Source organism: Paenilisteria riparia FSL S10-1204, from assembly GCF_000525995.1.
GTDB classification, from domain to species: Bacteria; Bacillota; Bacilli; order Lactobacillales; family Listeriaceae; genus Listeria_A; species Listeria_A riparia.
This window is the reverse complement of the sequence record NZ_AODL01000011.1, coordinates 22,069-47,592: the sequence shown is the minus strand read 5'-3', so window position 1 is coordinate 47,592 and position 25,524 is coordinate 22,069. Positions and strand designations below refer to the sequence as shown.

27 protein-coding genes, 1 pseudogene and 1 riboswitch are annotated in these 25,524 nt (G+C 39.0%); of the genes and pseudogenes, 5 read left to right on the top strand and 23 right to left on the bottom strand.

Annotated elements, in window-relative coordinates:
* Nucleotides 1–15: 15 nt before the first annotated feature.
* The 22 genes from PRIP_RS08745 to PRIP_RS17965 all read right to left on the bottom strand — a co-directional run bounded on the left by PRIP_RS08745 (nucleotide 16) and on the right by PRIP_RS17965 (nucleotide 18,088).
* Nucleotides 16–795: an amino acid ABC transporter substrate-binding protein gene (locus PRIP_RS08745; RefSeq protein WP_420912114.1), complete on the bottom strand. Its 780-nt coding sequence runs from the start codon at nucleotides 793–795 to the stop codon at nucleotides 16–18.
* A 58-nt stretch (nucleotides 796–853) separates the two neighbouring features.
* On the bottom strand, nucleotides 854–1,393 hold the full coding sequence (locus PRIP_RS08740) for a GNAT family N-acetyltransferase (RefSeq protein ID WP_036100851.1): 540 nt from the start codon (nucleotides 1,391–1,393) through the stop codon (nucleotides 854–856).
* 12 nt (nucleotides 1,394–1,405) lie between these two features.
* The gene (locus PRIP_RS08735) at nucleotides 1,406–2,731 is read right to left on the bottom strand and encodes an LLM class flavin-dependent oxidoreductase (RefSeq protein ID WP_036100850.1); all 1,326 of its coding nucleotides are present in this window, start codon (nucleotides 2,729–2,731) and stop codon (nucleotides 1,406–1,408) included.
* A gap of 17 nt (nucleotides 2,732–2,748) precedes the next feature.
* On the bottom strand, nucleotides 2,749–3,756 hold the full coding sequence (locus PRIP_RS08730) for an LLM class flavin-dependent oxidoreductase (protein ID WP_036100849.1): 1,008 nt from the start codon (nucleotides 3,754–3,756) through the stop codon (nucleotides 2,749–2,751).
* Nucleotides 3,732–4,016, bottom strand: a complete 285-nt coding sequence (locus PRIP_RS08725) for a glutaredoxin family protein (protein ID WP_036087223.1) — start codon at nucleotides 4,014–4,016, stop codon at nucleotides 3,732–3,734. The genes PRIP_RS08730 and PRIP_RS08725 overlap by 25 nt, the downstream gene beginning before the upstream one ends.
* 20 nt (nucleotides 4,017–4,036) lie before the next feature.
* Complete coding sequence (ssuE, locus tag PRIP_RS08720; protein WP_036100848.1) at nucleotides 4,037–4,576, bottom strand: NADPH-dependent FMN reductase; 540 nt, start codon at nucleotides 4,574–4,576, stop codon at nucleotides 4,037–4,039.
* A gap of 103 nt (nucleotides 4,577–4,679) precedes the next feature.
* A riboswitch (SAM riboswitch) is annotated at nucleotides 4,680–4,790 on the bottom strand.
* Between the two features lie 119 nt (nucleotides 4,791–4,909).
* Nucleotides 4,910–5,236, bottom strand: a complete 327-nt coding sequence (locus tag PRIP_RS08715; RefSeq protein ID WP_241434138.1) for an avidin-fold protein — start codon at nucleotides 5,234–5,236, stop codon at nucleotides 4,910–4,912.
* Nucleotides 5,237–5,361: 125 nt separating this feature from the next.
* Nucleotides 5,362–5,940, bottom strand: coding sequence for a nitroreductase family protein (locus tag PRIP_RS08710; RefSeq protein WP_036100847.1), 579 nt, complete (start codon nucleotides 5,938–5,940; stop codon nucleotides 5,362–5,364).
* Between the two features lie 63 nt (nucleotides 5,941–6,003).
* Entirely contained in the window at nucleotides 6,004–7,347 is a 1,344-nt protein-coding gene (locus PRIP_RS08705; RefSeq protein WP_052008833.1) for a metallophosphoesterase, read from the bottom strand.
* Nucleotides 7,348–7,621: 274 nt separating this feature from the next.
* A complete protein-coding gene (locus PRIP_RS17975) occupies nucleotides 7,622–7,882 on the bottom strand; it encodes an AIPR family protein (protein WP_052008832.1) in 261 nt (86 codons plus the stop codon).
* A complete protein-coding gene (locus PRIP_RS17970) occupies nucleotides 7,872–9,167 on the bottom strand; it encodes an AIPR family protein (protein ID WP_052008831.1) in 1,296 nt (431 codons plus the stop codon). Before PRIP_RS17970 ends, PRIP_RS17975 begins: the two co-directional genes overlap by 11 nt.
* The gene (locus PRIP_RS16280; protein ID WP_149023797.1) at nucleotides 9,124–9,405 is read right to left on the bottom strand and encodes a hypothetical protein; all 282 of its coding nucleotides are present in this window, start codon (nucleotides 9,403–9,405) and stop codon (nucleotides 9,124–9,126) included. The genes PRIP_RS17970 and PRIP_RS16280 overlap by 44 nt, the downstream gene beginning before the upstream one ends.
* Complete coding sequence (locus PRIP_RS08695; RefSeq protein WP_036100846.1) at nucleotides 9,395–10,411, bottom strand: PD-(D/E)XK motif protein; 1,017 nt, start codon at nucleotides 10,409–10,411, stop codon at nucleotides 9,395–9,397. Before PRIP_RS08695 ends, PRIP_RS16280 begins: the two co-directional genes overlap by 11 nt.
* A complete protein-coding gene (locus PRIP_RS16275; RefSeq protein ID WP_159101532.1) occupies nucleotides 10,408–11,994 on the bottom strand; it encodes a Z1 domain-containing protein in 1,587 nt (528 codons plus the stop codon). The genes PRIP_RS08695 and PRIP_RS16275 overlap by 4 nt, the downstream gene beginning before the upstream one ends.
* Nucleotide 11,995: 1 nt before the next feature.
* A complete protein-coding gene (locus PRIP_RS16270; protein ID WP_052008828.1) occupies nucleotides 11,996–12,994 on the bottom strand; it encodes a hypothetical protein in 999 nt (332 codons plus the stop codon).
* Between the two features lies 1 nt (nucleotide 12,995).
* On the bottom strand, nucleotides 12,996–13,463 hold the full coding sequence (locus tag PRIP_RS08685; protein ID WP_036100845.1) for a hypothetical protein: 468 nt from the start codon (nucleotides 13,461–13,463) through the stop codon (nucleotides 12,996–12,998).
* A gap of 23 nt (nucleotides 13,464–13,486) precedes the next feature.
* Nucleotides 13,487–13,858, bottom strand: coding sequence for a hypothetical protein (locus PRIP_RS08680; protein WP_149023796.1), 372 nt, complete (start codon nucleotides 13,856–13,858; stop codon nucleotides 13,487–13,489).
* Nucleotides 13,859–14,154: 296 nt separating this feature from the next.
* Complete coding sequence (locus PRIP_RS08675) at nucleotides 14,155–14,484, bottom strand: ATP-binding protein (protein ID WP_159101531.1); 330 nt, start codon at nucleotides 14,482–14,484, stop codon at nucleotides 14,155–14,157.
* Between the two features lie 28 nt (nucleotides 14,485–14,512).
* Nucleotides 14,513–15,451 carry a DNA cytosine methyltransferase gene (locus tag PRIP_RS17405; protein WP_052008827.1) on the bottom strand — a complete coding sequence of 313 codons (939 nt, stop codon included), beginning with the start codon at nucleotides 15,449–15,451 and terminating at the stop codon, nucleotides 14,513–14,515.
* Between the two features lie 123 nt (nucleotides 15,452–15,574).
* On the bottom strand, nucleotides 15,575–16,087 hold the full coding sequence (locus tag PRIP_RS17400) for a DNA cytosine methyltransferase (RefSeq protein ID WP_206538197.1): 513 nt from the start codon (nucleotides 16,085–16,087) through the stop codon (nucleotides 15,575–15,577).
* A gap of 617 nt (nucleotides 16,088–16,704) precedes the next feature.
* Nucleotides 16,705–17,805, bottom strand: a complete 1,101-nt coding sequence (locus PRIP_RS08665) for a MutH/Sau3AI family endonuclease (RefSeq protein WP_277620089.1) — start codon at nucleotides 17,803–17,805, stop codon at nucleotides 16,705–16,707.
* A 19-nt stretch (nucleotides 17,806–17,824) separates the two neighbouring features.
* Nucleotides 17,825–18,088 (bottom strand): MutH/Sau3AI family endonuclease, encoded by a 264-nt coding sequence (locus PRIP_RS17965; protein ID WP_277620088.1) that lies wholly within the window; start codon nucleotides 18,086–18,088, stop codon nucleotides 17,825–17,827.
* Between the two features lie 157 nt (nucleotides 18,089–18,245).
* On the opposite strand from PRIP_RS17965, the pseudogene dcm reads away from it, so the two are divergent.
* Together dcm and PRIP_RS08655 are read left to right on the top strand one after the other, a co-directional pair.
* Nucleotides 18,246–19,551: pseudogene (gene dcm, locus PRIP_RS08660) on the top strand (DNA (cytosine-5-)-methyltransferase).
* Nucleotides 19,552–19,584: 33 nt separating this feature from the next.
* Entirely contained in the window at nucleotides 19,585–19,992 is a 408-nt protein-coding gene (locus tag PRIP_RS08655) for a (deoxy)nucleoside triphosphate pyrophosphohydrolase (RefSeq protein ID WP_036100842.1), read from the top strand.
* An 11-nt stretch (nucleotides 19,993–20,003) separates the two neighbouring features.
* Here the strand turns inward: PRIP_RS08655 and PRIP_RS08650 are convergent, their stop codons facing one another.
* The gene (locus PRIP_RS08650) at nucleotides 20,004–21,434 is read right to left on the bottom strand and encodes a DEAD/DEAH box helicase (protein ID WP_036100841.1); all 1,431 of its coding nucleotides are present in this window, start codon (nucleotides 21,432–21,434) and stop codon (nucleotides 20,004–20,006) included.
* 200 nt (nucleotides 21,435–21,634) lie between these two features.
* Between PRIP_RS08650 and PRIP_RS08645 the strand changes: the two genes are divergently transcribed.
* From PRIP_RS08645 to PRIP_RS08635, 3 genes are all read left to right on the top strand, one after another.
* Nucleotides 21,635–22,600: a cation diffusion facilitator family transporter gene (locus PRIP_RS08645; protein WP_036100840.1), complete on the top strand. Its 966-nt coding sequence runs from the start codon at nucleotides 21,635–21,637 to the stop codon at nucleotides 22,598–22,600.
* 179 nt (nucleotides 22,601–22,779) lie between these two features.
* Nucleotides 22,780–24,261 carry a DHA2 family efflux MFS transporter permease subunit gene (locus PRIP_RS08640; protein WP_036100839.1) on the top strand — a complete coding sequence of 494 codons (1,482 nt, stop codon included), beginning with the start codon at nucleotides 22,780–22,782 and terminating at the stop codon, nucleotides 24,259–24,261.
* A gap of 207 nt (nucleotides 24,262–24,468) precedes the next feature.
* Nucleotides 24,469–25,371, top strand: coding sequence for an AEC family transporter (locus PRIP_RS08635; protein ID WP_036100838.1), 903 nt, complete (start codon nucleotides 24,469–24,471; stop codon nucleotides 25,369–25,371).
* Nucleotides 25,372–25,524 lie beyond the last annotated feature (153 nt).

Genomic DNA, 25,524 nt, shown 5'->3' with positions numbered 1-25,524 from the left:
GCGCCTCACCTCACTTTAAAAATCAACCGAATAATCCGCACCAAGCCATTTCTTGCTCAGCTTACTCACCACGCCTTCTTTTTTCAACTCTTTGAGTGCCCCGTCCAAATCATCCGATAACTGCGACTCATTTTTGCGCAATAAGAAATATACTTTCGAATTCAGCACAGGTTCCCCGACTACTTTTTGCTGGGCATCTGCTTGCTCATTCAGCAATTTCACCGCGAACGGTGTTGTAATCGTAGCATCCGCGCGACCAGTTCTAATTTGATTCGTCGCATCATTGTTTCCAGTTCCCGAATACACGATATTAATTTTGTCGCCATGTTCCTTGTTGTACTTCTCCAAATACACCGCTGAATTACTCGTAGCACTCACAATCGCCGTTTTACCAGCCAAATCCGCGACCGATTTTATGTCCGTATTCTTCTCGTTTACCGCCACTTGCAACGGAAAAACATTATACGGCTCCTTATTAAATAAAAACTTCTCCTTCCGCTCATCGTTCACTTCCATCTGATGCGCCACGAAGTCGATTTTATTCGTTTGCAAACTCAGTAATAAATTAGAAAAATCCATTGTTTTAAACTCAAACTTATACTGCGGCAGCTTCTTATCCAGCGCCTTTACAAGCTCCACATCATATCCCGTCAAATTCCCCTTATCATCAATAAAGCAGATATTCGGAAATTGCGTTCCCGTCCCAACAACAATCGTCTTAACGTCCTTGCCATCCTTCGTAAGCGCATCACTAGACGCCCCAGTATCCGTTCCGAGTCCACAACCCGCGAGCAACACACCACTCGCCACAACTAACAAAGCCCCAAAAACCCATTTTTCATCAAATCTCCCCTTATTCTTGATTTACAAGCACTTCCACATTTCCCAACTCCGCAAAAAGCTCCTCATTCAAAACCTTGCGCAAAAAGACAATATTGTCGCCCTCATATTCATGCTCATAAAAGCCAACATACCCGCGATGTTCATAAATCGAAACGAGCCAAGGATGCCGCGTCGCCGTAGCCAAGTAAACCGCTGGCGCCTTGATCTGATCCACCAACACACGTTGCTCCACATAATCCAAAAGCGCCGTCCCAATCCCTTGTCGCTTAAATTCTGGGTCCACCGCGAACCACCAAATAAATGGATACGGCTGAATCGAACGCTCACCAAGCGCCCACGGAAAAGCCACCGTTACCGTCGCAATAATCCGACCATCTCGCTCCAACACATAATTCGCATTCCGACGAATATTTTCCTCCACCGTCGCCAAGTCTGCCGTTGCCCCAACAAACTTAATATCCATATCCTTCAGCGGTTTATATCCTCTAATCGACACATCATGCACAACCGTCGCATCATCCAACGTAGCTAACCGAATAACATCCCCCACAAAAACTCCTCCTTAATTTTGCGCCTCCACTTTATTCGCATAACGACTCACTTTAAACGGCAAATCCAAGTTTCCACGTAACGTCTCACTCGCATATTCCCGCTCATAATAACCACGTTCCTCCAAAATTGGCAGCACTTCCGTAACAAAATCATCCAGCCCCTCTGCCAAAACCGGCGTTGCAAAAATAAAACCGTCCGCCGCCTGTCCATCAAACCAAGCAATCAACTCATCCGCAATCTTATCCGGCGTTCCCACAAAATCCGATTTTGGTGTCGTCACTCGCAAAGCCGTCTCACGCAGCGTCCAATTCTCACGTTTCGCATCCTCCTTAATTTTGCGCGTCGTCGCCCGAAAACTATTCTCACCAACCGTCCCAATATCCGGAAATGGCTCATCTAATGGAAATTTCCCGAACTCAAAATGATCAAAGAACCGTCCCAAATACGCGAGCGCCTCCTCATCCGAAACCAATTTCTTAATCTTCTCATATTTCGCATCCGCCTCATCCTGCGTCTTTCCAACAATCGGCGACACCCCAGGGAAAATCTTAATCTCATCCGCGCTACGACCATTAGCCACCGTCCGCGCCTTCACATCCCGATAAAACGCCTGTGCCTCCTCAAGCGAACCACCATTCGTAAACACCGCATCCGCTTCCTTCGCCGCCAAGTCCTTCCCTGGTTCCGAAGACCCCGCCTGAAACACCAAAGGCTGCCCCTGCTTCGAACGCCCAATATTCAGCGGACCTTCCACCGCAAAGAACTGCCCCTTATGATTCAAGCGATGCACTTTTTCCTCATCAAAAAACTGTCCCGTTTCCCGATTTCGCACAAACGCATCATCATCCCACGAGTCCCAAAGCCCCTTCACGACTTCCAAATGCTCCTCGGCAATCTCATAGCGCAACGCATGCGGCGGGTGTGTCTTCTTACTATAATTATTCGCCGAACGCTCCAACGGCGAAGTCACCGCATTCCAGCCAGCACGACCACCACTAATAAAATCCAGCGATGCAAACTGACGCGCCACCGTAAAAGGCTCACTATACGACGTCGAAAGCGTTCCAACCAAACCAATTCGCGATGTCACAGCCGCAAGCCCCGAAAGCACCGTCAACGGCTCAAACCGATTCAAGAAATGCGGAATCGACTTTTCATTAATAAACAACCCATCCGCCACAAACGCAAAAGTAAAACCAGCCTGCTCCGCCTTCAACGTCTGCTCCTTATAAAAATCAAAATTCACACTCGCATCCACTGGCACACTCTCATGTTTCCAAGCATTCATATGCCCTCCAGGACCGTGTAACATCAGACCAAATTTAATTTTTTCCATTTCCACATTCCCCTTTCTTATCTCGCCACATCCGCCGTCAAAACCGCCTCACTAATCAACTGCACCGAACGAAATCTCGCATCCTGCCTCGCAATCGGTGTATGAATCACAAACTCATCCACATCAAACGTCGCCCGTAACCGTACCAGCTCTGCCTTCACCTGCTGCTGCGTCCCCGCAATAATATTCGCCTCACGCTCCTCAATCGTGAAATCCGTCTCACCAGCCTGCCGCGCAAATTCCTCCGCCTGCGCCACCGTCTGCACCGTCACCGATACCCCCGTCGCAAGCGTCACCCGCACGACCTTCTGCTCCCCAGCCAAGCGCTGCGCCTCACTTTCCGTATCCGCCGCCAAAACCGGAATCGCAATAATAAACTCCCCGTCCCGATTGTCCCTCCGAAACGCCGTCACAGCCTCCCGCAAAACCGTCTCATCACTCGTAATAAACTTCGCAAAACAGAAATTCACACCAAGTTTCCCAGCCAATTCCGCACTCGCCGCACTCGCTCCCAGCAAGAAAATATCAGGTTTCGTCGGTGGTTCAGGGTCCACATGCACCCCCGCCAGCACATGATCCGCCGGAACCGAATCGTCCACAAACTGTTTCAACAACGTCAACTGCTCCGCAAAATCCACCATCCCAGCACCGCGCCCAAACTGCAACGCCTTTGTCGACAACGGCAAACCACCCGGCGCCTTCCCAACACCTAAATCCACTCGATTTGGCGCTAACGAGGCTAACAATTGAAAGTTTTCCGCGACCTTGTATGCACTATAATGCTGCAGCATCACGCCACCCGAACCAACCCGAATCCGCTCCGTTCGCGCCAACAAATGCGAAACCAATACCTCAGGCGAAACACCAGCAAGCAACTTCGTATCATGATGCTCCGATACCCAAAACCTGTGATATCCCCACTCCTCCGCTTTTTCCGCGAGCGCAACCGTTTGCTGCAACGCCTCATAGCCACTTTTTCCATCCGCAATCGGACTTTGATCTAAAATACTGAGTCTAAATCCCATTTTTGCGCCTCCTCCAAAGCTTTTTTAAGCGCCGGCAAGCCCAATTCCGTTACCCCTTTGTATGTATGCCCGCGACCAATCTCAACTACTGGAACATAACGAACCCCATACTTCGCCTGCAAAATCTCGCGCTGCTCATCATGATCCGTCACATCCACTTCCTTAAAATCAAATCCCTGCTCCCCCAAATATGCCTTCACTTCCGCACAATACTGGCACCCCTGCTTCGTCCAAACAACCACTGATAATGATTCCGCCATCCTTCAAAATCCCCCTTTAATTAAATCGTTTGCCGTACTCGAGCAATCGCCCCAACAAGCTCATCCACCTGACTCACCAAGCGCCGCTCCAACGCCACATCCACAATCGGCACCTCCGCCTCCTTGTCAACCTGCGCATCCACCACATAAACCCCTTGCAAAACCTCACCCTTCAAAACACCAAGCAACGGCTTCAACGCAAAATCAATCGCCAACACATGGCTACTACTACCACCAGACATAATCGGCAGAACAGCCTTACTTTTCAAAATATTTTCAGGCAACAAATCAAGCACCGACTTCAAAACGCCCGTATACGAAGCCTTATAAACCGGTGAACCAACAATCACGCCGTCCGCTTCTTCAATATCCCGAATTAACCTCTTAATCCTTACATTTTGAAAATCCGCTTTAACTAACGTCTCCGCCTCAAAATCCCGCACCGAGTGGAAAACAATATCGCTTCCCCGCTCCTGTAAAAGCTTCCCCACATAGCCCAGCACCTTATCCGTCCCCGAATTCACCGACGGACTACCAGACAAAATCACGATTTTTCCCATCTCATCCCTGCTTTCTTTTCAAATCATATATATCCGATGCAATTACTAAGAATTAAAACAAAAAAAGAACCTCCTTCCCATCTTGGAAAAGAGATTCCTCTTCTCCCTATCTGCCAGGCCAAAAACGCTCGCCTGCTGGAATGAGCACCTTTCTATCACTAGAGGTTGCTGTGGGATCTAAGGACCAGGTTCCTCCCCCAACTCTGAATAAGGACTGTATAATTTTTATGATTGGATGTATCTTACCATCTTCAAAATCAGATGTCAACAAATATTTTGTTTTTTTAGAATCATTGACTTTTTCACAAGACAACACGAGTATATTGTAATCGCTTAAATTTCTTCCACAACCGAACTCCCTGTATCGCGTTCTAAACCGTTCCACTGCCACGTCTCATGCATACGCAATTTCCCATTTGGCAAAAGCTCAGGTACCGAGTGACACATACCACTACGAACATGTTTGTGAATACTAACATGATTATAACGAAAATCCAAAGAACCATCGTTATTCACAACCCCAATAAGTGTGCCATTCTCGATTTCCCCACCTGAGTAGGTTCCCGAAATAACATCGTCATCTTGAAAATAATTAAAAAATCGTATTCTCAGACACCTCGCCATTATGCGAATTTTCGACAACCTTGAATTTCTTGCCATGATAATTGACCATCAAAATTCCTCCCCGTTTACGAATTCACCGTACAACAAAGTAGTAATTTAAGTGTACCACAAAATAACAAAAATGCCCTAGCGATTAACTAAAACTAGGACACAACTTTTGCTTATTCATCTAAATTCTTGACCCATTCACTCAATGAACGGCGTGACTTTGCATCTGGAACTTCGCTCACCTTTGTCATTTGTAAACAGCCAACGATTTGCTGCCCATCCAGCCCAAGATCCGTCACAAGATCAGGATCGAAAATAAAATTATTCGTCCGCCAAAGCACACCAATACCAACTTCCCACGCCAAAAGTTGGATGTTCTGAATAAAAGCACTCGTCGCTGCAATCGCTTCAAAATCTTTCTTGCCACTGCCAATAATATCCGTTGTCACAATCAACGTATAAGGCGGCGCAACAATTTTCCGTTCATTCCCAGAACGAATCTGATCGCGGCGTTCCCGCGTTAACGGCTCACCTTGCATTCGTTCCATCGAAGCCACAATCGCCTCAACTAACCGTCTTTTCTCCGCTTCCGTCGACAATACCGCAACATGCCACGGTTCAATTTTACTATGAAAAGGCGCATAAGCCGCTTTCTCCAGAATCTCATTAATAACTTCACGCGCGATTGGTGTCTCATCTACTTGCTTGATACTACGGCGTTCCACGATAATTTCAGATATATTTTTACTCATTATACGTCCCCCTAGTGATAATCATTCTCACTAAGTATAGCATGACATTCCGAGCATTGCCTACTATCTGCTTTCAGGAATCACGAGCGACACATCATTCTTATTCCGGTTCTTCACAATCGTATCAATATATTTCGTCAAAAACTCGCCATCAGCCTTCTGCCAAAGCGCATAACCAGGCGACTTCTCAATATCTTTCAAAAAGCCTTTATCCCCCGTGAAATAAGCAAAATTGGCCGTCTCCATCGTTTTTGCCATTTGCTCCACATCATCTGGGTCATATTTCCCTTTTTGGAATAATTCACTGAGCGACTTCGTATAACTAAATTGCCCAAAATAGTCCTTCGAATACTGCTGAAAATGCAGCAAATTCGGGTCTTTCGAGTTCGTATCACGCGCGTATTTCTCAACATCCACACGCGCCGTTTTATAAGACAAACCTTGATTCGGCGTATACTGAATCACACCATATTGTTGCGGATACATCGCCATCGAACTCGTCGCCACATCAAAAATCGTTTTACCGTCCACCGTTTTCTTCTGAATATCTTGAATATGCACATGCCCACTCAAATTCAGCGCCACATCATTCTTCGCAAAAAGCGACACAGCCTCCTTATTTTGCACAATGGTAAAACCGTGATTTAAAAGCTCACTATGATCCATCAAATTGTGATGCGTCACCGTAATAAGCTGCGCGTCATGTTTTTTCGCCAAATCCATACATTTCTGAATCCAAGCAAAAGTTTGCGTACTAATATAGCCATTCGTTTCAGGCGCGCCGAACTGTTTGTTATTGTCGTATTCCGCCGTGTCCAGCATTAACAGCCACATGTCCGCAGAAGGCGTCGCAAGGTAACTAAGTGTGGAATCATCGCGCATGACCGCCTCATCGTAGCCAGACTGATGATAAATTTCAGCGAATTCTTCGGCGGTAATGTCTTTTGCTTTCAGTTGCTCGTCACCTTTGAATTTCCGCGCGTACGGGTTTAGGACGTCATGATTACCAGGAACAACGTAGGTTTGCACACCAGCCTTCTCGATTTTCGCTAGTTTTTCGGCCATTTCTTCATGGCTTACCTTCTCGCCGTTGTTCGTAATATCGCCGCTCAAGACTAGTACATCTGGTTTTTTCTGGATGACGTCTTGTACGAAAGCATCGGTAATTTCGGTGATGTAGTTCTGTTGCTTGCCATCGCCCGTTGCGAGGTAGGTTTGGAAAGCTTTTTTGCCGTCGGTGAGAGTATTGGAGAGGTAGTGGATGTCGGTGGTTTGGTAGATTGTTAGAGGTTGATTTGTTGGTATTTTAGGATCTATCGTTGGTTCGGAAGATTGGGCATTTGGCTGTGCGCATGCTGTTAAAGCTAATGTTAGCAATGCGAGACATGCGAGTGCGGCTTTTTTCATTTTGCGAGGCTCCTTTGTTTATATATTCACATAGTTTAGTATAACATGGAATTTAGGTTTTAGGGGTGGAGAAATTGTGACATAACTATTAGTTCCCTCTAATTCCGGTAATATTTCCTAAAAACAAACTTTATAAAAGCTCTATTTGAGGGCTAAATTTTTTAATAAGCATACAAAAAACTGTATAAATAACAAAACTAACGTTCGCTATTTACACAGTTTTTATATTCATTCTAAGTATATTTACTCTTTAATACTGACTTAAATAACCAGACTATGATTTAGATATACGCTCATATTTATCTATCAACTCGTCCCAACAAGATGCCTGTTTAGCCCATTGTGTAACATTACGTCCACTATCTATTACCGAGGTCAAGTATTTAGAGACTTGATCAGCCATTTCCCCAATATCTTCATCAAACTCATTTCCTATACTTTGCCTATTCCAAATATCTTGTAAATCTATTTTCTCCTTATATTTCAAACTAAACCAAGAAGTAGTATAGTAAATAATATTCGCTCTATAGCCCAAGAATTTTTTTTCTTTTAATTATATCTTCAATATGCCTATAAATAATTGTCTTTGCAATACTTTCTTTATAAAAAAGATCTGTAACTTCTATATCACGATTTATTTCCATGTATTTCTTAAAAGCTGCCTCTCCACCTTTAGATACAACATATGGATACTGCTCCCACACCAAATTATGCTTCGCTAAATCAATTTTAGGAATTAATTTTTCTTTAGGATACCTTCTTTTAAAATCATTTTGAGCTTTTCCTTTCTTTTTTTGCCCAATATCCACCAAATATTGGCCTCTAGCCCTTTCAAAATACCACATATTATCTGATTTTCTCTCATCTTGAGAGGGTATCCAAGTTTTCCTTGATAAAATTTCTAGCTCAACTAGTAATCGCCCATTCGCTTCTAAATCAGAAGGGTTTATTTTATTTTGGGTGTTAGCATACCTCGAGATATTAGCAATCATTTCATCCTCTAAATCTTGACGCGCGCTCTCTTCCGAATCCGAGAAATTTAAAATTGTTAATTTCATCTGTAAATATACTCCAGAAATATCTACGTTTCTTCTATGTGCTTCATAGATGGAAGCAGTTGTTTGCCCACCATTAACAATCTGTAAGCCAGTAAGATTTTCAATGCTATATAAATTGCTTTTATCATCTTTTATACTCATTTGCGCTGATTTAGCAATACAAGAAATTCCATTATTGTACGCGACAAATTTTTCTTTTTCTTCTTCATTTTCTAAGGTCTTCTTTATCCCTTTATTAGTAGCTGCCCTAGCTTGTAAAAAAGACCTCACATTTCTTTCTACAAGTTTAGAGCCATGTCTGTGATATGCTTTTGCCAGCCCTTCAGCAGATATGTATCCCGTGAAACACTCATAATCCTGCTCCACATTGGATGGGACTTTTAAAAGATTAAGATTGCCTCCGAATTCATTTTCGCATATTATTTCTATATCCTCTGCTTTAATTTCCTGTGACACATGCTGGTAGACTCTTTCTATATCTATGACCGTAACACTTGTCTCATCAGCTTGTTTCAGTGTAAAATCAATAGATTTATTGCTCTCATAGTATCTATTGGTTAACACGAAAATATTAATTACTGCAAAATCTTTTTGATCATATATAAGCTTTGCCAATTCATAAGCTGGATCGGATGGGCTTATAAATTTGTAGAGTTCTTCTTTTAAGCATTGACTGATAAATCTTTTTATTTTTGTAGTATATTCTTTTAGTTCCGTCTTAGATATTTTTTTTCCAACCTGAAACAGCCTGCTCTTGGTCAAAATAAACTATATATAAATTTAAAACATTATCCTCCTCTCCATAGAAATAGCCATTAATTTTTACATTCTGTTTTGCTTTGCTCCAATATGCATATATAATATCTTTTTCTGAATCTATATATGACATCATCTCATATAGAAAAGGCTCTTCCCAGCCTTCCGTAATATCATTTTCTCTCTTAATACTATCCTTTAACTCTCCGTAGAACTGCTTTAATTCATGTAAATCATTCATCATAGTATACCCCCTCTAATAGATTGAATACATCATTACTATCAATCCTATATGACGTACAGTAGTTCAAGTCAATGGTATATTTTATACTTACTATTCCTTTTTCAAGTTCTGTTATTTTCGGAAAACTACTATCTATTCTATAGCCCTCACCTGAATTAACAAAATAATTTGGATAGGAATACATTCCGGCTTCATATCTAGCATCTAACAATTTATTCTCCAGTAGAGTTAAAGTTTCTGGATATTGACTTAATCGCAATTTCAATTTATTAATCAAGCTATCCAAAGTATCACCATCGTCAGAATCTAATTGGGATAAATTAAAAACCATTAAAAATAGACTTTCGAGTCCTTTAGTGACTTTTAATTGAGATTCATTTGAAATTGCGACAGTATTGGTTTGTAAAACTGTTGTTTTTACTTCTATACCAATATTTTTTTGTAGAAAATCAAAACGATAGCCATTTGGGCCTTTCCAATTATGGATGAGTATTGGAGGAGAATCCTTAAATTTATCCATCCATTTTGTGATAAAATAAAGCTCACCAAATAATCCTTGTTGTTGTTGGGGTGTAAGCTTTTTATCATTTCTTTTTCCAAAGAAATACCGCCATCTCTCTAAAACAGAATGTATAGCTTGTGAAAACGATAGCTCCATCAAAAGAATATTATCCACTAAGTTTTGAACAAAAGATATAAAAATTTCTTGATCTTGATCCTTCTCTTGTGAAAACATTAAAGTGTATTCTTTTTCAATTGGTCCTAAGCTGTTGAAATATTCTTTACCTATCCTAAGTCCTCTTAACTTAGGTAGTGTTTCAAATTTCAACTCCTCAGCTTCTCCCCCTCTAAACTCTAAGATCAAATTTAAATGTTGTGTTTCCAGATCAATTCCAATAAAAATGTACCTTTCTGATATATTTAACATTTTAACATGTGAACTATTACTGTCTTTTCTTTCTGCATTTATTAAATCGTTGTATTTTTCCTTGATATCTATCTTCATAATCTCACCTCATCATGTTGTGTTTTTATGCTTTTATTATATAGATAAAGATGCTCACCCATATTTTTCTTTGAGAAGGGAAAGGATACGGCAATTCCAATTGGAACCAGCTTGCTAGTGAACTCCACATCAATTCCTTTAAAAGTTGGGACATTTGGATTAAGTGGGTAAATCAATAATAATCCATCTGTTTCAGATCTTCGGCCCCGATTAGTAGCTCTACTTGCATCAGCTAGATTATTTTTATTGAGAGTAAGATCTAAAAACTCTTCATTATTTCCAGATACTAGAGCTTTAATATCTGGGTGCCCATCTCCGTAGTTATTAAATTCATTTTTTCTACGATATATAGCATTTTTAATTGAAATATTAGGTAGCTCCACCTTGTATCCACCTTCATATCCTTCCACAACTATAACACTCCATTTTTCCAATTCGTTTATAGAATTAGCATATTCTATATATTTTTTCATTAACTTAGAATCTGCCCTATAACTATTGATTGTCTCGTAACTTTCCAGAAAATCTTTGATGGCACTAGCCCTCACTTCTGAAAACAAATGATAGCTCAATTTTTTCCCATCCCCAGAAATAACCATCTTTTTTTCTAAAGGAGCCAGCAGTGAACTAGTCGCTTTCATATTATTCTCAAAAAATTTCTTCTTATTACCAAAATTACGAGTTTGTACCAGCTTTCCTTCATAATTCACCATGCCAAACCTAGCATTCTGCATTTTTAACTTACTGGTTAAAATCATTGTAGGGTGGCTTTTCATTTTTATTGCAAATTCAGAAGGAGTTTTCCCGTTTTTATCCATTTCTTCTAGCTCAATACGAATTTCTATCATTGCATTTGCAATGTCTGAGAATTGTTCAGCCAATTCTTTAGTTATATATACTCTACATAAATCAATATAACTTTCTCTATATCCAAACCATCTAGCCATTTGCATTAACGTATCCATTATTTTTGTTGGTCTAGCATAGTAGGAAACAATTAACCCTTCCAAGGTTAGGCCTCTAGATATCTTATTACCACCAATCACAATAACATGCTTACCTACTTCGTTGTAACTTGGATAATCTAGTGTATCCTCACTCTCTCCATTGAGCATGATTATCTCAACTTTACCTAAATTATTCTTTATAGACTCCAATACCTTTTCCCACGTATTTACACTTGAACGTCTATCATTCCACTTATCAGAATGAAGCATGATTTCATTATATTCTTTCTTTAAAAGGTTCAAAATAACGCTATCATTATTTAAAATTTTAGTTTTTAATACTTTAAAATACTGATCCACTAATTTGAATAAACCTTTATGACCTTTAGTAAGCTGTGATACATGAATCAACATACTATTATGATTCTTTTTTTGTTCTCTTTCCTCCCTGATACTGGCCACTAACAGAAAATGTCTTACTGCTTCAGTTAGACCACCTGGATTTACAAACCCATTATCTGATACCTTAGCTAATTCAGCACTTTCATTATAATCAATAAGCCGAATTGGTGTTCTTTCTTCTGATATATCTTCAAAATATTCTTCGGGGCCGTAGTATCCTCTAGGTTTAGGCAAATTAATCACGAAATCTTTTGGAAATATATCTCTTTTTAAATTTTGGATGTTCCTCTTCTACATCAATCAAAAGATTAGCAAAGGGAGTAGCTGTGTATCCTACATAGCTTTTTCTATCAAACAATTCTAATATTTGTCGAATTAACTTATTAATGGTTTTGGGTTCCTCTCCCCTAGCAAGTACAGCAGTATTTACTGAAGCCTGATCGGCCTCATCATCAACAATTAGGACATTCGAGTCCCCAAAACTTCCCTCACTTTCTGCTAAATATCTAATCAAATCTTTTAATACTGATGAATTCTTTTTTACGACACAGATACTCTTCTTATTAAGGTCCAATGCACTCGTCATATACCTATATTTAAATTCATTCATCTCATTAGTGAGTGTTCGAACATAGTTGTTATCATCTGCCTCCAAACTAGAGCTTCCACTTAGCACCTCTCGGTTCACTCTTTCTTGAGTTTGTGTTCTTAGGGCATCACTCATCCCGGCTAAAACTATTATTAAATTATAATTTCTATCAAAAGCCTTGTTAATAACACCAATGAAATTAGCAGTTTTACCTGATTGAACATAGCCTAAAACTAGCCCTCTCTTATCAAAAAAACCCTCTTCTCTAGGTGGTGTGATATGACTCATTATCCTTTCGGTGTATTTATCTATTTCATTAATAGCTACACTATCTCTATCTTTCTCTAAGCTACTCCTATAACGCTCCCAGAAAAACGTCTCCTTTGGATAGTTACCCTCATTTACTCTCTTTTCATCCTGGTTTGAGACGCCGCAAGGTATTTCTATATTTATCTCACTCCAAATCTTAGCAGTCCATTCTCGAAATTCATCCTCACTTATGTCTATTCCCTGATTTAAAATCGCAACCTTCGCCTCAGTGATACTCTCTCTCATTGCATCTTCATAAGACATCTCTGAGAACTTCTTTTTTCTCATATAAATAAAATTGCAATTATCATAAAATTTTTGTCTGTATGTATCCATTTTACATACCCCCCTCAACTAAAATTGCAAATATAGTGCTCTTATTAAAGTGCCTAGTCCCCGGTAAATCAAAAAAAACATCTACAAATTCTTCTTTACTATCAATGCGTTTACTACTTATAAAAGCTCTGGCTATATTACATATAACTCGAACATCATCTTTGGAGAAAGTAAGCAATACATCCTCTTCTATTTTTTCAGATACAATAACATTACTTGGGGAAGTTACCGCAATTAACTGCAAATAAAGATTCAAATCATTTTTCGCCTTCTCAGTCATAGTCTTTTCAATTTCTTTCCTAAGTGGATGAAGCCCACGAATACCATAGAAAGCTTCCTTATTTAGTTTTTTTTCATCCCAAGGTGTATCAAATATCCTATTTCCTTGTTCAGCATCTTGCGAAATTGATTTGAAGTAAACAGAAGACTTAGATTCTCTTGCAGCTTTTTCAAGTATTGGCTTTATCATCTCTTTTAGCTCTTTTGGAAATTTTATTTTTTGTTTTTTTTTATATCTAAATGAAAAATGTCATCTAAATTATTATCAATATCAATTCTTACTCTAGAAAGTTGATAAGCCATGTCCTTTTTTAAAATACCCATCCAATCCCCATAGCGAATAAGTCTTTTAGCTCTGTACAGGTATATACCTTGATAATCATAAAGCCTCATTTTGCTCATTCTTCCAGCTTGTTTATCATCTATGACTTTAGAATAATCCGGATTAGGTATTATATAGGGAGATATAGCTATTTTGCTTTTCTCAAAATCTATATTAATAGACTCTAATTCTTTAGTAGCAACATTATCCATCAGAAACGGATCCCATGCATCAAGCTCATATTCATTAATAATAATTTTCAATTCATCATCTTCTAGTACTCTATGGTAAATCAAGCTAATTTTATCTCTCATCTCATCTATAGCTAAATTAAACCTTTTATCATTAGTTTGTTTCTTTTATTGCTTCTTCAAAAAATTTATCAACCTTATCTATAATAACCATAGTTCCATGACTTCCCTCTAATTCAGTCCTCAATGGATATAGCTCATCTGATAATGAAGTGAATAATTCCCATTCATCATTTTTATATACATGATCTAAATCCCAAGAACGCTGGCTGTCTCGTCCATCTCTTCTTGACAGAACACTGAGACGCTTACCTAAAAAAAAAGGAAGCCGTTTTCAAGCCCATCCCAAATCGTCCTAGCTCCCCGGTCTCTCTCTCATCAGACGGATCTTTAGAGCCAATAATCATAGCCTTTTGAAGCTCTTTCTCGCACATTCCAACACCATTATCTTTTATAATAATTTGGACACCTGCACTATCCTCTCTAAGAAAATAGATATCTATCTTAGTAGCTTTCGCATCAATCGAATTATCAATTAAATCTGTTATTGCTGTTATTGCATCATACCCAATCGCCCGTAATGATTGAATCATATTTTTAGCCGCAGGAATACTTATTTCAACATCTCTACCCATCATAGATTCCCCCCATAAAAATAACCCGTAATCAATTCTCATCTATAATTTTCTTTACATAACTCCCTATTTCTTTAGCAACCATAGGCGGTACAGCATTTCCAACCTGCTGATACTGCGAATCCTTAGTCCCATAAAACACAAAGCTGTCAGGAAAAGATTGCAACCGTGCTGCTTCTCGTATGCTAAGAGCCCTGTCCAAAGTAGGATGAATCCACATCGATTTGCGAACATTGACTACTGTTCCAGATGGACTGTCGTATTTAAGTCGCAAGTATATAGTATTCTGTGTTCTCTTAGAATCATAGTATGTGGTCTTCATACTTTCATCTAAATCATGAAAATTTTGACCTTCTTCCAATCTTCGGAATCTATCTAAAGCAATTTGTGTTGATTTAGTATTTATATGATTATATATTTTTTCATTGTCCCTTAATTGCATTGCGTACTCAGATAGATTCATTATCTCGATTCGTTTTTGTGCGCCTGCATCTACGTCGTGTGAAGTTGTTACTTTTTCTAAATCTAGAATAGCATCCCTAACTGTATAGATTTTCTTCTTATGATGAGAAAAAGATTCAAAAATAAACTCAGGCTTTATTATATTCGATTTAACACCTATTATAATATGACGCTTTCTGGTCTGCGGCACGCCAAAGTCTAATGAATTAAAGATTTGGCCTTTTTGAACATAATCATCCTTCAATATTTTATTGATATAATCAATTACCGAATAAGATTGAACTTCTGCTATAACCTCTTCTGATTCATTGATTTTAAATTTTTTAATAAGTTGATTATCCTCAATCTCCTTTAGTATACGTAAAGATTGCTGATATTTAACTAAAAACGTAATTCCTTCCAAAACCTCATTACTAAAAGAGAAACTATCTATTTTTGTCATATTGTACAATTGAGTAGCAACATTACTGGTATCTTCATTTATTTCATCCATATATTTTGTAATCAAATTTATTAGCCTTAATCTATTCTTTTCAAAAAATTTTTTTTTGTTTCAACGTATCTTTCTTCTTCACAAGAGTATTTAATAAATTAAATATATTATTTGGAAGAAGTTCCAGCTCTATTTTATTTATTGCCCCACCTTCCAAAAAGGGTTGTAGCTATAGCCTCCCCCCATTTTTTTGCCTATCAATATTTCTGAGGTGGACATATCCAAACCTAAGCTACTCACTTCTATATGATCCTTATACGAATCATAAAATCTATGAGTCTCCGAGGTTAGCATCTTCACATTTTCCATAACAAAAGCTTTCGGCGACAATTCTCTTACTGCTTTAAAATAATCTTTAACTAATGAATTATTTAAACTAATAACATGATTTTTTTGTCTGTTGGCATTTGAAAATCCTTGACAAGGTGGGCCTCCGATAATAACATCTATATCACCAAATTCTTTTCTCATATCCCCAAAGTTAACATCTCTAACATCTTCATACAGTATGGTATCCTTACCATGATTGTTTTTATAGGTCATTCTTGCGTTTTTATTATTTTCAACTGCAGCAACAATTTTGTAACCGCCTGATTGTAAGAATCCCAAGCTGAGTCCCCCAGCGCCTGCAAATAAGTCTATTACTTTCAACAAATTACTTCTTCCTTTCTCTTTTAAGTATGTCTTGTAGAGGTCAGCTTTATAAAATTCTTACATTCTCAAAGTAATTTTCGCTGTTTTTACTGCAACACTTGTTCTAACTAAGAATATATATTCAGGTCTTAAATTAAAACAATAATATGTATCTACTCAAAAATTGAATTTCAATCCAAAAACATTCTATATACAGCTATCTATTTCTAAGTTTTCATAACTATTATACAGGAATATATTAGGATTTGTAAACTGTATATAGGTGGTTATTTATATACAGTTTACAAATCCTAATATATTTCCTACTCCTTTTAATTTCACCTTGAACTGATGGAATCATATCTAACTTCACAGTACACTAAAATATCAAAGCCCTGTCAGTTTTCCCATCGTGAAATCCATATAAATTTTATTTAAAAAAAGTGTTGCTATTCCAGTTTTATTTTTATCTCTTGTTTTTATCTCTTGTTTTTATAAAAATTCCTTCATTGGCTGGAAAGACCCTAAATTTATACACAATATTCTCTCCAATTCCTATTGATACTAATATGTTATGTGAATGAGTAAAAAATCAAGCCTTAACATATAGTACATTTTTTAGACCATGTATTATTTCAATGCTCCAAACCCACTAGTCCCCTAATAAATTTCTTATCAATCATAATACATTTCTTTTTTATTAATTGATTGCTGATTGGAAGCTTAATAATCACACTTTCTCCACTGCCTTTTGGTCTTATCTGAAATGGGAAGAAATCTCCTTTTTTCGGTAAATTATCAGTCCATTTATCATGATTAGACTTATTTTCATTATAGACTTCAACTTCATTATTTCGAACCATCCATTTAATGTGATTGTATAGTTTCTCAATTTGCTGTAAAAACGCATTATCTGGATTCCAAAAAATATATTTGCTAAATCTATATTGATCTTTTTCAAATTCCTCCCATACCGCCAAAACATAAGTCGTCTCTGCGAAGTAACCATACCAGGTCGAATCTTCAAATTCGTCATTATAAATCTCTGTAAAATCTATATTTGGAAAAGACATGTCTTGGTTTTTAGCTTTATCGAGTCTATTAGTAACAGTCTTTATACAATATCCTTCTTTAATAAATTCTTGTGTCCTGTTTACATTAGAACCATTTGTCTCAAACATTGCGCTAATAAGATTAAATAACTGGCTTTTAGATTTGCCCACACTTGTATAGTTTGTTTCTTTTTTAATTTCCTCAGATGTTTTACCGATATATTTATTTAAACTCTCTTGCAAAACCTGAAGGAAACTCTTTTCCTCGGGTATGGCTAAATGTTCTAATTTCTGAAGAGCCATAATACTTCTAAAATATGCAGACATATAGCCTACCTTATAAGAATATGCTCGTGATTTAGCTTTTTCATCAGAAAAAGGCTGTTTTACCCAATCTTTACCCTTTCCTCGCCCTTTTGTACAGGCGCCTAAAAAAACTTGTTGTTTTTCACTTATCTCATGCGCTTCACCACATTTTATCTTATTGACAATACTCTCATAATCTTGCCTTACCTGCTGCTCATCGTCTTTTTTCAACTGAAAAGGTATCGTTTTTATTATTTTAAACTCCGATACAGGTGTATTTTCTTCGTGTAGATAAAAAACTAATAGCATGTTTTGCGCCTTTTTATTAACAATACTACTCTCAAAAGGTATCTTATAATCTTCTCCGTAATTAATCATTCCTAAAACTAGTCGCTCTTTAGAACTGTATCCCATTTTTTTTATTTTTAAGTACAGGAGTAACTTTCAATTCTATGTCATGGTGGACAAAATCAGACCCTTTTATCGAATTTGCTGGAATGCCAAAAAAATCAGACTGAATCATGTTACCAATCCGACCTTTATCTGCCCTTTTTTCAAGCCAGTTTGTTTTATCAATTTCGCCTAATTTTTTCCCTACAAGTTCATTCGCAGCATCAAATATTTGTTCTTTCGTCCAGTCTTTAGAATATACATATGTCATTTTAATCCCCCGCAATACATTCTTTTGACTATAATTATACCCATATCTTGCCTGGAAATCCAATTAATTTTATATTTTCGGCAAACTCCTTGATCAAAATTGAAATATAGGTTATAATGAATCATACGAAAATTTGTTCTGTTAAGGAGAGTAAAGAATGAAGATTTTTTCAATGTTTGATGGAGTCGGGGGATTTATTGTAGGATTGAACAATTCTGACTCAGACTTCTTTAACACTACCTATTCAAATCAGTTTGAACCGTCACGCAAAACTCAAGATGCTTTTGAAGTTGGTGTATATCGCTTTCCTGGTATGGAACATATAAATACTGATGTGGGATTAATACCCAATGAAAAGTTTGATGAAATGCGAGAAAACGGCGTAGATATGATTGTCGGAGGATTTCCCTGCCAAGATTATTCAGTTGCTAGAAGTAAGAAGCATGAACTTGGGATTCAAGGAAAAAAAGGAACTCTATTTTGGGAAATTATAAGGGCCGTCACTCATATCAGACCTAAATATTTAGTCCTTGAAAATGTAGATAGGCTTCTTAAATCACCTTCTAACCAACGTGGTCGTGATTTTGCAATTATGCTAGCTGCCTTTAATAATTTAGATTACTCCGTAGAATGGCGTGTTATTAATGCTGCTGATTACGGGCGTAGCCAGCGCAGAAGACGGGTATTTTTTTATGTATATCGAAATGACTTAAATTGGGCTAAACATATCGATAATTTATTTGAGAAAGACGGTAATCAGAGTTTGGATTTATTTGTAGATGATATTGATGGTCACGCATACGACGATTATATTTTTCAAAAGGGACTTTTCGCTCGGCAATTCCCTGTTAAACAAGAGGCCAATAAAAATCGGCATACTTTTGGCGTGCTCTCAAATGATGTTGTTGATGTCTCCGATAACTTCACTGGGCAAATTTGGAACTCTGGTGTTATGCGTCACGGAAGATATTACTCTATTGATACTGAACCTACCATGGAAGAAACGCCTATTACATTAAAAGAAATCCTACAACCTGAACATGAAGTAGATGAAAAATACTATATTACTGGAGATAAACTTGAAAAATTCACTTACTTAAGAGGCCCTAAAAAAAATAGAAAGAACATCAGAAACTGGACATACTTATATTTATGCCGAGGGTGGCATGAGCCCTCATGATTCTTTAGATTTACCAGGGCGAACAATGCTAACATCAGAAGGAACTATTAATAGATCGACACATCTAATAAAAATTAATGATAGATATCGCCTTTTAACACCGATTGAGACTGAAAGGCTTCAAGATTTTCCCGATAATTGGACAAAATTCAAGCAACTTTCTTCTGGAGAAATTGTTGAGGTATCCGATAGAATGCGATGGTTCTTTATGGGAAATGCTTTAGTCACAGGTATTGTGAAACGTATTGGTGATGAGCTTAAAAAGATAGATACCGAATATTAAATTTTACAGGTGTTATCCTAAAGGAGGCTCCACATGCCAACAACACTCCACGTCGTCGCAGCTATTATTCAAAACGAAAATAAAATACTCTGTGTTCAACGTCTCGATTCGGCGATTAATGGATCAGATTGGGAATTTCCTGGTGGCAAAATAGAGCCTGGCGAAACACCCGAAAATGCGCTTATTCGTGAGGTTCAGGAGGAAATTGGCTGTCTTATTTCTGTTAGGAAAGAATTTAGCCAAACCACCTATGCGTATGATTTTGCCAATGTGCACCTCACTTGTTTTCTTTGTGATTTAGTTCATGGCACACCTGCGCTACATGTTCATCAAGCAATGAAATGGCTGCTACTTGGTGAATTGTCTGACCTAACTTGGTCCCCAGCGAACCTCCCAGCCGTTCACAAACTTCAAAAAAAGATGCCTAATCGCGCTGACTAGGCATCTTTTTGTTATCTTCTCGCCTTACTCACCTTCAATTTCTTCCCCTTCACCGTCGTCTCCTGCATCGCCTTCAACACAAGCGTACCTTTCCCGTTCAAAATCTCCACAAACGACACATTATCCTCAATTGTAATAATCCCAATATCATCTGCGCTCACGCCATCTAATTTCGCAATTGTTCCCACGAAATCCACAGCACGTAATTTCTTCTTTTTCCCACCATTAAAATACAATTTCATAATATCTTTACTAAGCGCCGCGCTCTTGTCCTTCTTCACGACTGGCGCCTCATCCATTTTTTCATCAAACGCGGGTTTTCGTGCGGCAACAATCGCCTCGCTCGGCAGATCAACTTGCGGGATTTCAAAACCAATATAGGCCTCGATTTCGGCTATAAAACGGTCTTCATTCGGCGTCACAAACGTAATCGCCTTGCCACTGCGCCCAGCTCTTCCCGTCCGCCCAGTCCGGTGCACGTAGCTCTCTTTTTCCAATGGCACATCGTAATTTACCACGAGCGAAATATTTTCAATATCAATCCCGCGCGCCGCCACATCTGTTGCTACTAAGAAGCGGAATTGTCCGCGTTTAAAATCATTCATCACTCCAAAACGATCTTCTTGCGTCAAGCCACCGTGGATTTTCTCAGCTGGATAGCCCATTCTGCGCAATTGTGTATACGCATCGTCCACACGTTCTTGTGTTCTACAAAAAATAATCGCACTATCAGGATTTTGCACAATCAATGTATTGCGTAACGCTAACATTTTTGCGTCTTCTTTGACAGTTACTTTTTCGTGCGAAATGTCCGCCGTAGTTAAGCCAGTTGCCGCGATTTCAACGTGTTGCGGTGTTTTCATATATTTTTCACTAAGTACGGCAATGTCTGTCGGTAATGTCGCTGAGAACAGCATCGTCACGCGGTTTTTCGGTAAGGCTTGAATAATTGCTTCCACTTGTTCGATAAAGCCCATGTTCAGCATTTCGTCTGCCTCATCAATGACCAAATACCGCACTTTTTCAAGGCTCAGCGTTCCTTTTTCGATATGATCGAGCGTCCGCCCAGGCGTGCCCACAACCACGTGGCTTTTCTGCTTCAGTTCCAACTTCTGTTTCGCAAAAGGAGACTTCCCGAAAATCGCCGTAGCCTTAATCCGCTTAAAACGCCCAATATTCGTAAAATCAGCCTTCACCTGCGCCGCCAATTCCCGCGTTGGCTCCAAAACCAAAGCTTGCGGCTTATTCTCGCCCCACGCCACAAGCTCACAAATCGGAATCGCAAATGACGCCGTCTTCCCGCTCCCAGTCTGCGCCTTCACGACCACATCCCGTTCCTCCAAAACCAGCGGCACAACCTCCCGCTGCACCTCCGTCGCTTCCTTATACCCCAACCCAGCCAACGCCTTCTCAATATCCGAACTAATATTACCAAATTTCATAACTCAACCTCATAACTATTGTTTTTTTTAAGTATACCACGAAAAAAGGAAGGCAGTCTCATTTCATTCGACTGCACATGGAGGTTCTAACTCATTAAAAGCCCCTCCCTCAACACTCCTTGTAGTCACACATCCCATTTTATACTATAATGTAACTATCATTTATTCCATATTTAAACTAGGAAAGAAGGAACCCGAATTTGAAAGAGCTATTTCAACTACTTAAAGAAGGTAACAAATCCGCACTCACCGCGGCAATCGTGAACGTTCTCGTTTCTGTCATTAAAGGAGTAACCTATATTTTTACTGGAAACGTCGCGATGTTTGCCGAAACGCTACACAGTCTAGGTGATGCTGCCAACCAATTTTTCGTTTTTGTTGGTTCGGCACTTAGTAAAAAACGCCCGACAAAGCGCTTTCCGAATGGTTTTGGACGTGTTGTGAATCTTGTGCTTCTCGGTGCTGTTCTGGTCGTCGGTATCATGGCTTTTGAGACGATTAAGGAAGGTATTTCACACATTTTCCACCCGACGGAATCTACTGGTTTTGTGATTAACTTAGTTGTACTCGCTGTCTGTACAACTCTGGAAAGCTTCGTCCTTGTCAAAGCAATGCGCGAAATCACACATGATGCTGGTCTTGAATCACATGGGATGAATCTTTTTAAAGATAGTATCGCGAATTTCGGTAAAGCAAAAGCCGCAACTCGCCTCGTTTTCCTCGAAGATTCGGTGGCTACAGGTGGCGGATTGTTAGCAATGATTGCGATTATTATTTCGCATTATACGCCATATCACCAAGCAGAAGGTATTGCCTCGGCGCTTATCGGGATTATGATGTTTATCGTCGTTGGAAAAGTATTTCTTGATAATGCGGCCGGCGCGATTGGCGAATCCGACGAAGGCATGCAAGTTCAGATTGGTCAGCTTGTGATGAGTGATTCTGATGTGCAAGATATTCAAGTCATTAAAGTTTTAAAAGAAGGCGATTTTTACCATGTCGATGTGGAGGTCGAGCTTAACCCAGCGCTCACACTTGCCGAAGTCGATGATATTAAGGATCGTCTCGAAGAAAGGATTCTCCAAGTCCCTCATGTTGTTGATGTTCTTGTTTCATTTGACGAAGATGATGCGATTCGTAATTGGGAATATGGCGATGGTCGTTAAAATTAGGAATGCGGTTTCAAATTTCTCTTCATTTGGCCGCATTTCTTTATTTTTCAATACCATTAAAAAAAATTTTTTCATTTTGTAAAGTTTTTTATTTGACTCTTCCTTCCATTTGCCATATAATCAAATAGTTAATTAAGTTAACTAATTACTCGAAGCAAAAGGAGATTAAACACATGACACAAACGACACATGCGGAAAAGCCGGTGGATATTCACGGTAAGCCGTACAACCGAATGCTACTAATGACAGTGATGCTTGTGGGGGCATTCGTCGCTATCTTAAACCAAACAATTTTATCAACAGCTTTGCCTCACATCATGAAAGATCTGGATATTACAGCATCAACAGGGCAGTGGTTAACAACTGCATTCCTACTTATGAACGGGATTATGATCCCAATCACGGCCATGCTTATTGGCAAAATTAACTCGAAAACATTATTCTTAACCGCAATGATTGTTTTTACAATCGGTACTGCTATTGCAGCTTTTTCTGACAGCTTTACCTGGTTACTTATTGGGCGTATTGTCCAAGCCGCTGGGGCCGGAATTTTGATGCCTCTTATGCAAACCATTTTCTTACTTATCTTCCCACCAGATCGTCGTGGCGCGGCAATGGGGATGGTCGGACTTGTTATCGCTTTTGCGCCAGCTATCGGGCCAACTTTATCAGGATGGATTGTTGATAGCTATGATTGGCACATGCTTTTCATTATTTTGCTTCCAATCGCCGTTATTGATATTCTCTTCGCTCTTTTCGCAATGAGAAAAGTAGTCGAACTGACGAATCCAAAAATCGATATTCTTTCTATCGCACTTTCGACAATCGGCTTTGGTGCCTTGCTTTACGGCTTTAGTAGCGCGGGTACAGATGGTTGGACGGACAGCGTTGTGCTTACCATGTTTGCAGTCGGAGTTGTCGGCTTGATTCTATTCATTTGGCGCCAACTTAAAATGGAAAAACCAATGCTCGAACTTCGCGTTTTCAAATCACCAGTTTTCACACTTTCTACTATTATTAGTGCCATTGTTATGATGTCGATGATTGGTGCAGAAATCGTGTTACCTCTTTACATTCAAAATATTCTCGGCGATACGGCGCTACACTCTGGTCTATTACTACTGCCAGGCGCCATCGTAATGGGTGTTATGAGTCCAATTACCGGTATTATTTTTGATAGAATTGGTCCGAAATTACTGGCAATTGTAGGTATGTCCTTACTTGTAGCGGGTACAATTCCGTTCATGTTCTTAACGAAGGACACGTCGACAATGTACATTATCGTATTCTATGCTGTGCGTTTCTTTGGTATTTCAATGGTAATGATGCCAATGTCTACAGCGGGTATGAACTCGTTGCCACTGAACATGATGAGTCACGGTACTGCGGTCAATAACACGATTCGCCAGGTTGCCGGTTCGATTGGTACAGCGATTCTAATTACAGTACTAAGTAATGTAACGAAAAATAACATGCCCGAAAAAGCTTTGGCAATGACTGATCCACAAGCATTCCAAAGTCAAGCGCTAACAGCAAACCTTGATGGTATGAAAGCTGCGTTCATCGTTGCTGTTGCTTTCGCGGTTGTCGGCTTGATTCTAAGTCTATTCGTGAAAGATATTCGACCTAAAGGTAAGAAAACATTAGCAAAATAAGAATCAAGCAACACATCCGGTGCAAACTTGCGGTGTGTTGCTTTTAGTTTTATGCTAAGATAAGATTGGGTACAAGTCGAAATAGAGCAATACCACCGAATTATCTTTTCTGGGTAAGACGGAAAATTTCGCTTTACACCAGTCGAGTGCTTGTTGTTGATTTATCATTGGGGTTATATCCCAGACTCATAGAAAAGAGGGCTTTATATGGAGTTTGTTTTGATTTTGTTGCCGATTTTCGGCATTTTTGCGATTGGATTTATTGGGCAGAAAACGCTGAAATTCGATATTCCAAATTTGTCGAAGTTAACGCTTTACTTAATGTCACCGTTTTTGGCGTTTAACACGTTTTATACGAATGCGTTGACGGTAGACTATTTATACTTGTTTATTTTTGTAATCGGGCTTTGTTTGTCGATTATTGCGATTGTTTATGTGATTGCGAAAGTGATGAATTATGATATTCAAGATGCCTGCGCGATGATTCTAGCTTCTGCTTTTATGAATAATGGGAATTATGGGACACCTGTAGTACTACTGATTTTTGGTGCGGCTGGTCTTGATATTGCGGTTATTTTAATGGTGTTACAGCAACTCGCGATGAGCACCATTGGGGTCTTTTTTGCAGCTCGGGGAAGTGCGCAGAATGCGAGTATGAAAATGGTATGGCGGCGTGTTGTACGAATGCCTGTTGCCTACGGGGCATTGCTTGGTATTTTGCTACAGCTTGTACATATGCCAATTCCAGCTGGCGTGATGACTTGTGTGAAACTCGTTGGGGATGCAGCGATTCCTACGATTATGATCGTGCTTGGAATGCAGCTCGCAGTCATCTCATTTCGCCGAATTGATATCCCGAAAGTTTCGATGTCACTCATTTTAAGACTGGCGATTTCACCTCTTATTGCACTATTGTTTACATTAATTCTTCCGGTCGATACCATGACAAAACAAATTATGATTCTGCTTGCGGCCATGCCAACTGCTGCGAATACAACACTTTTGGCGGTTCAATTCAATACAAAACCGGATCTTGTTTCTAGCGCGACATTCATTAGTACCGTTCTGAGTATTATTACATTACCGATTGTCTTATTGTGCATTTTTTAATTAGAATTTAATGACAAAAACATATTTTTGTGTTATAGTTTACAAAGTTAAATTTTTTTACATCTTGATAGCGCCGAACCTGCAATAGGTAGGGCGTTATTTTGTATCACTAAATGTTGTCCCTGTGCCCTTTTTAAATAAATAGTTAGGAGC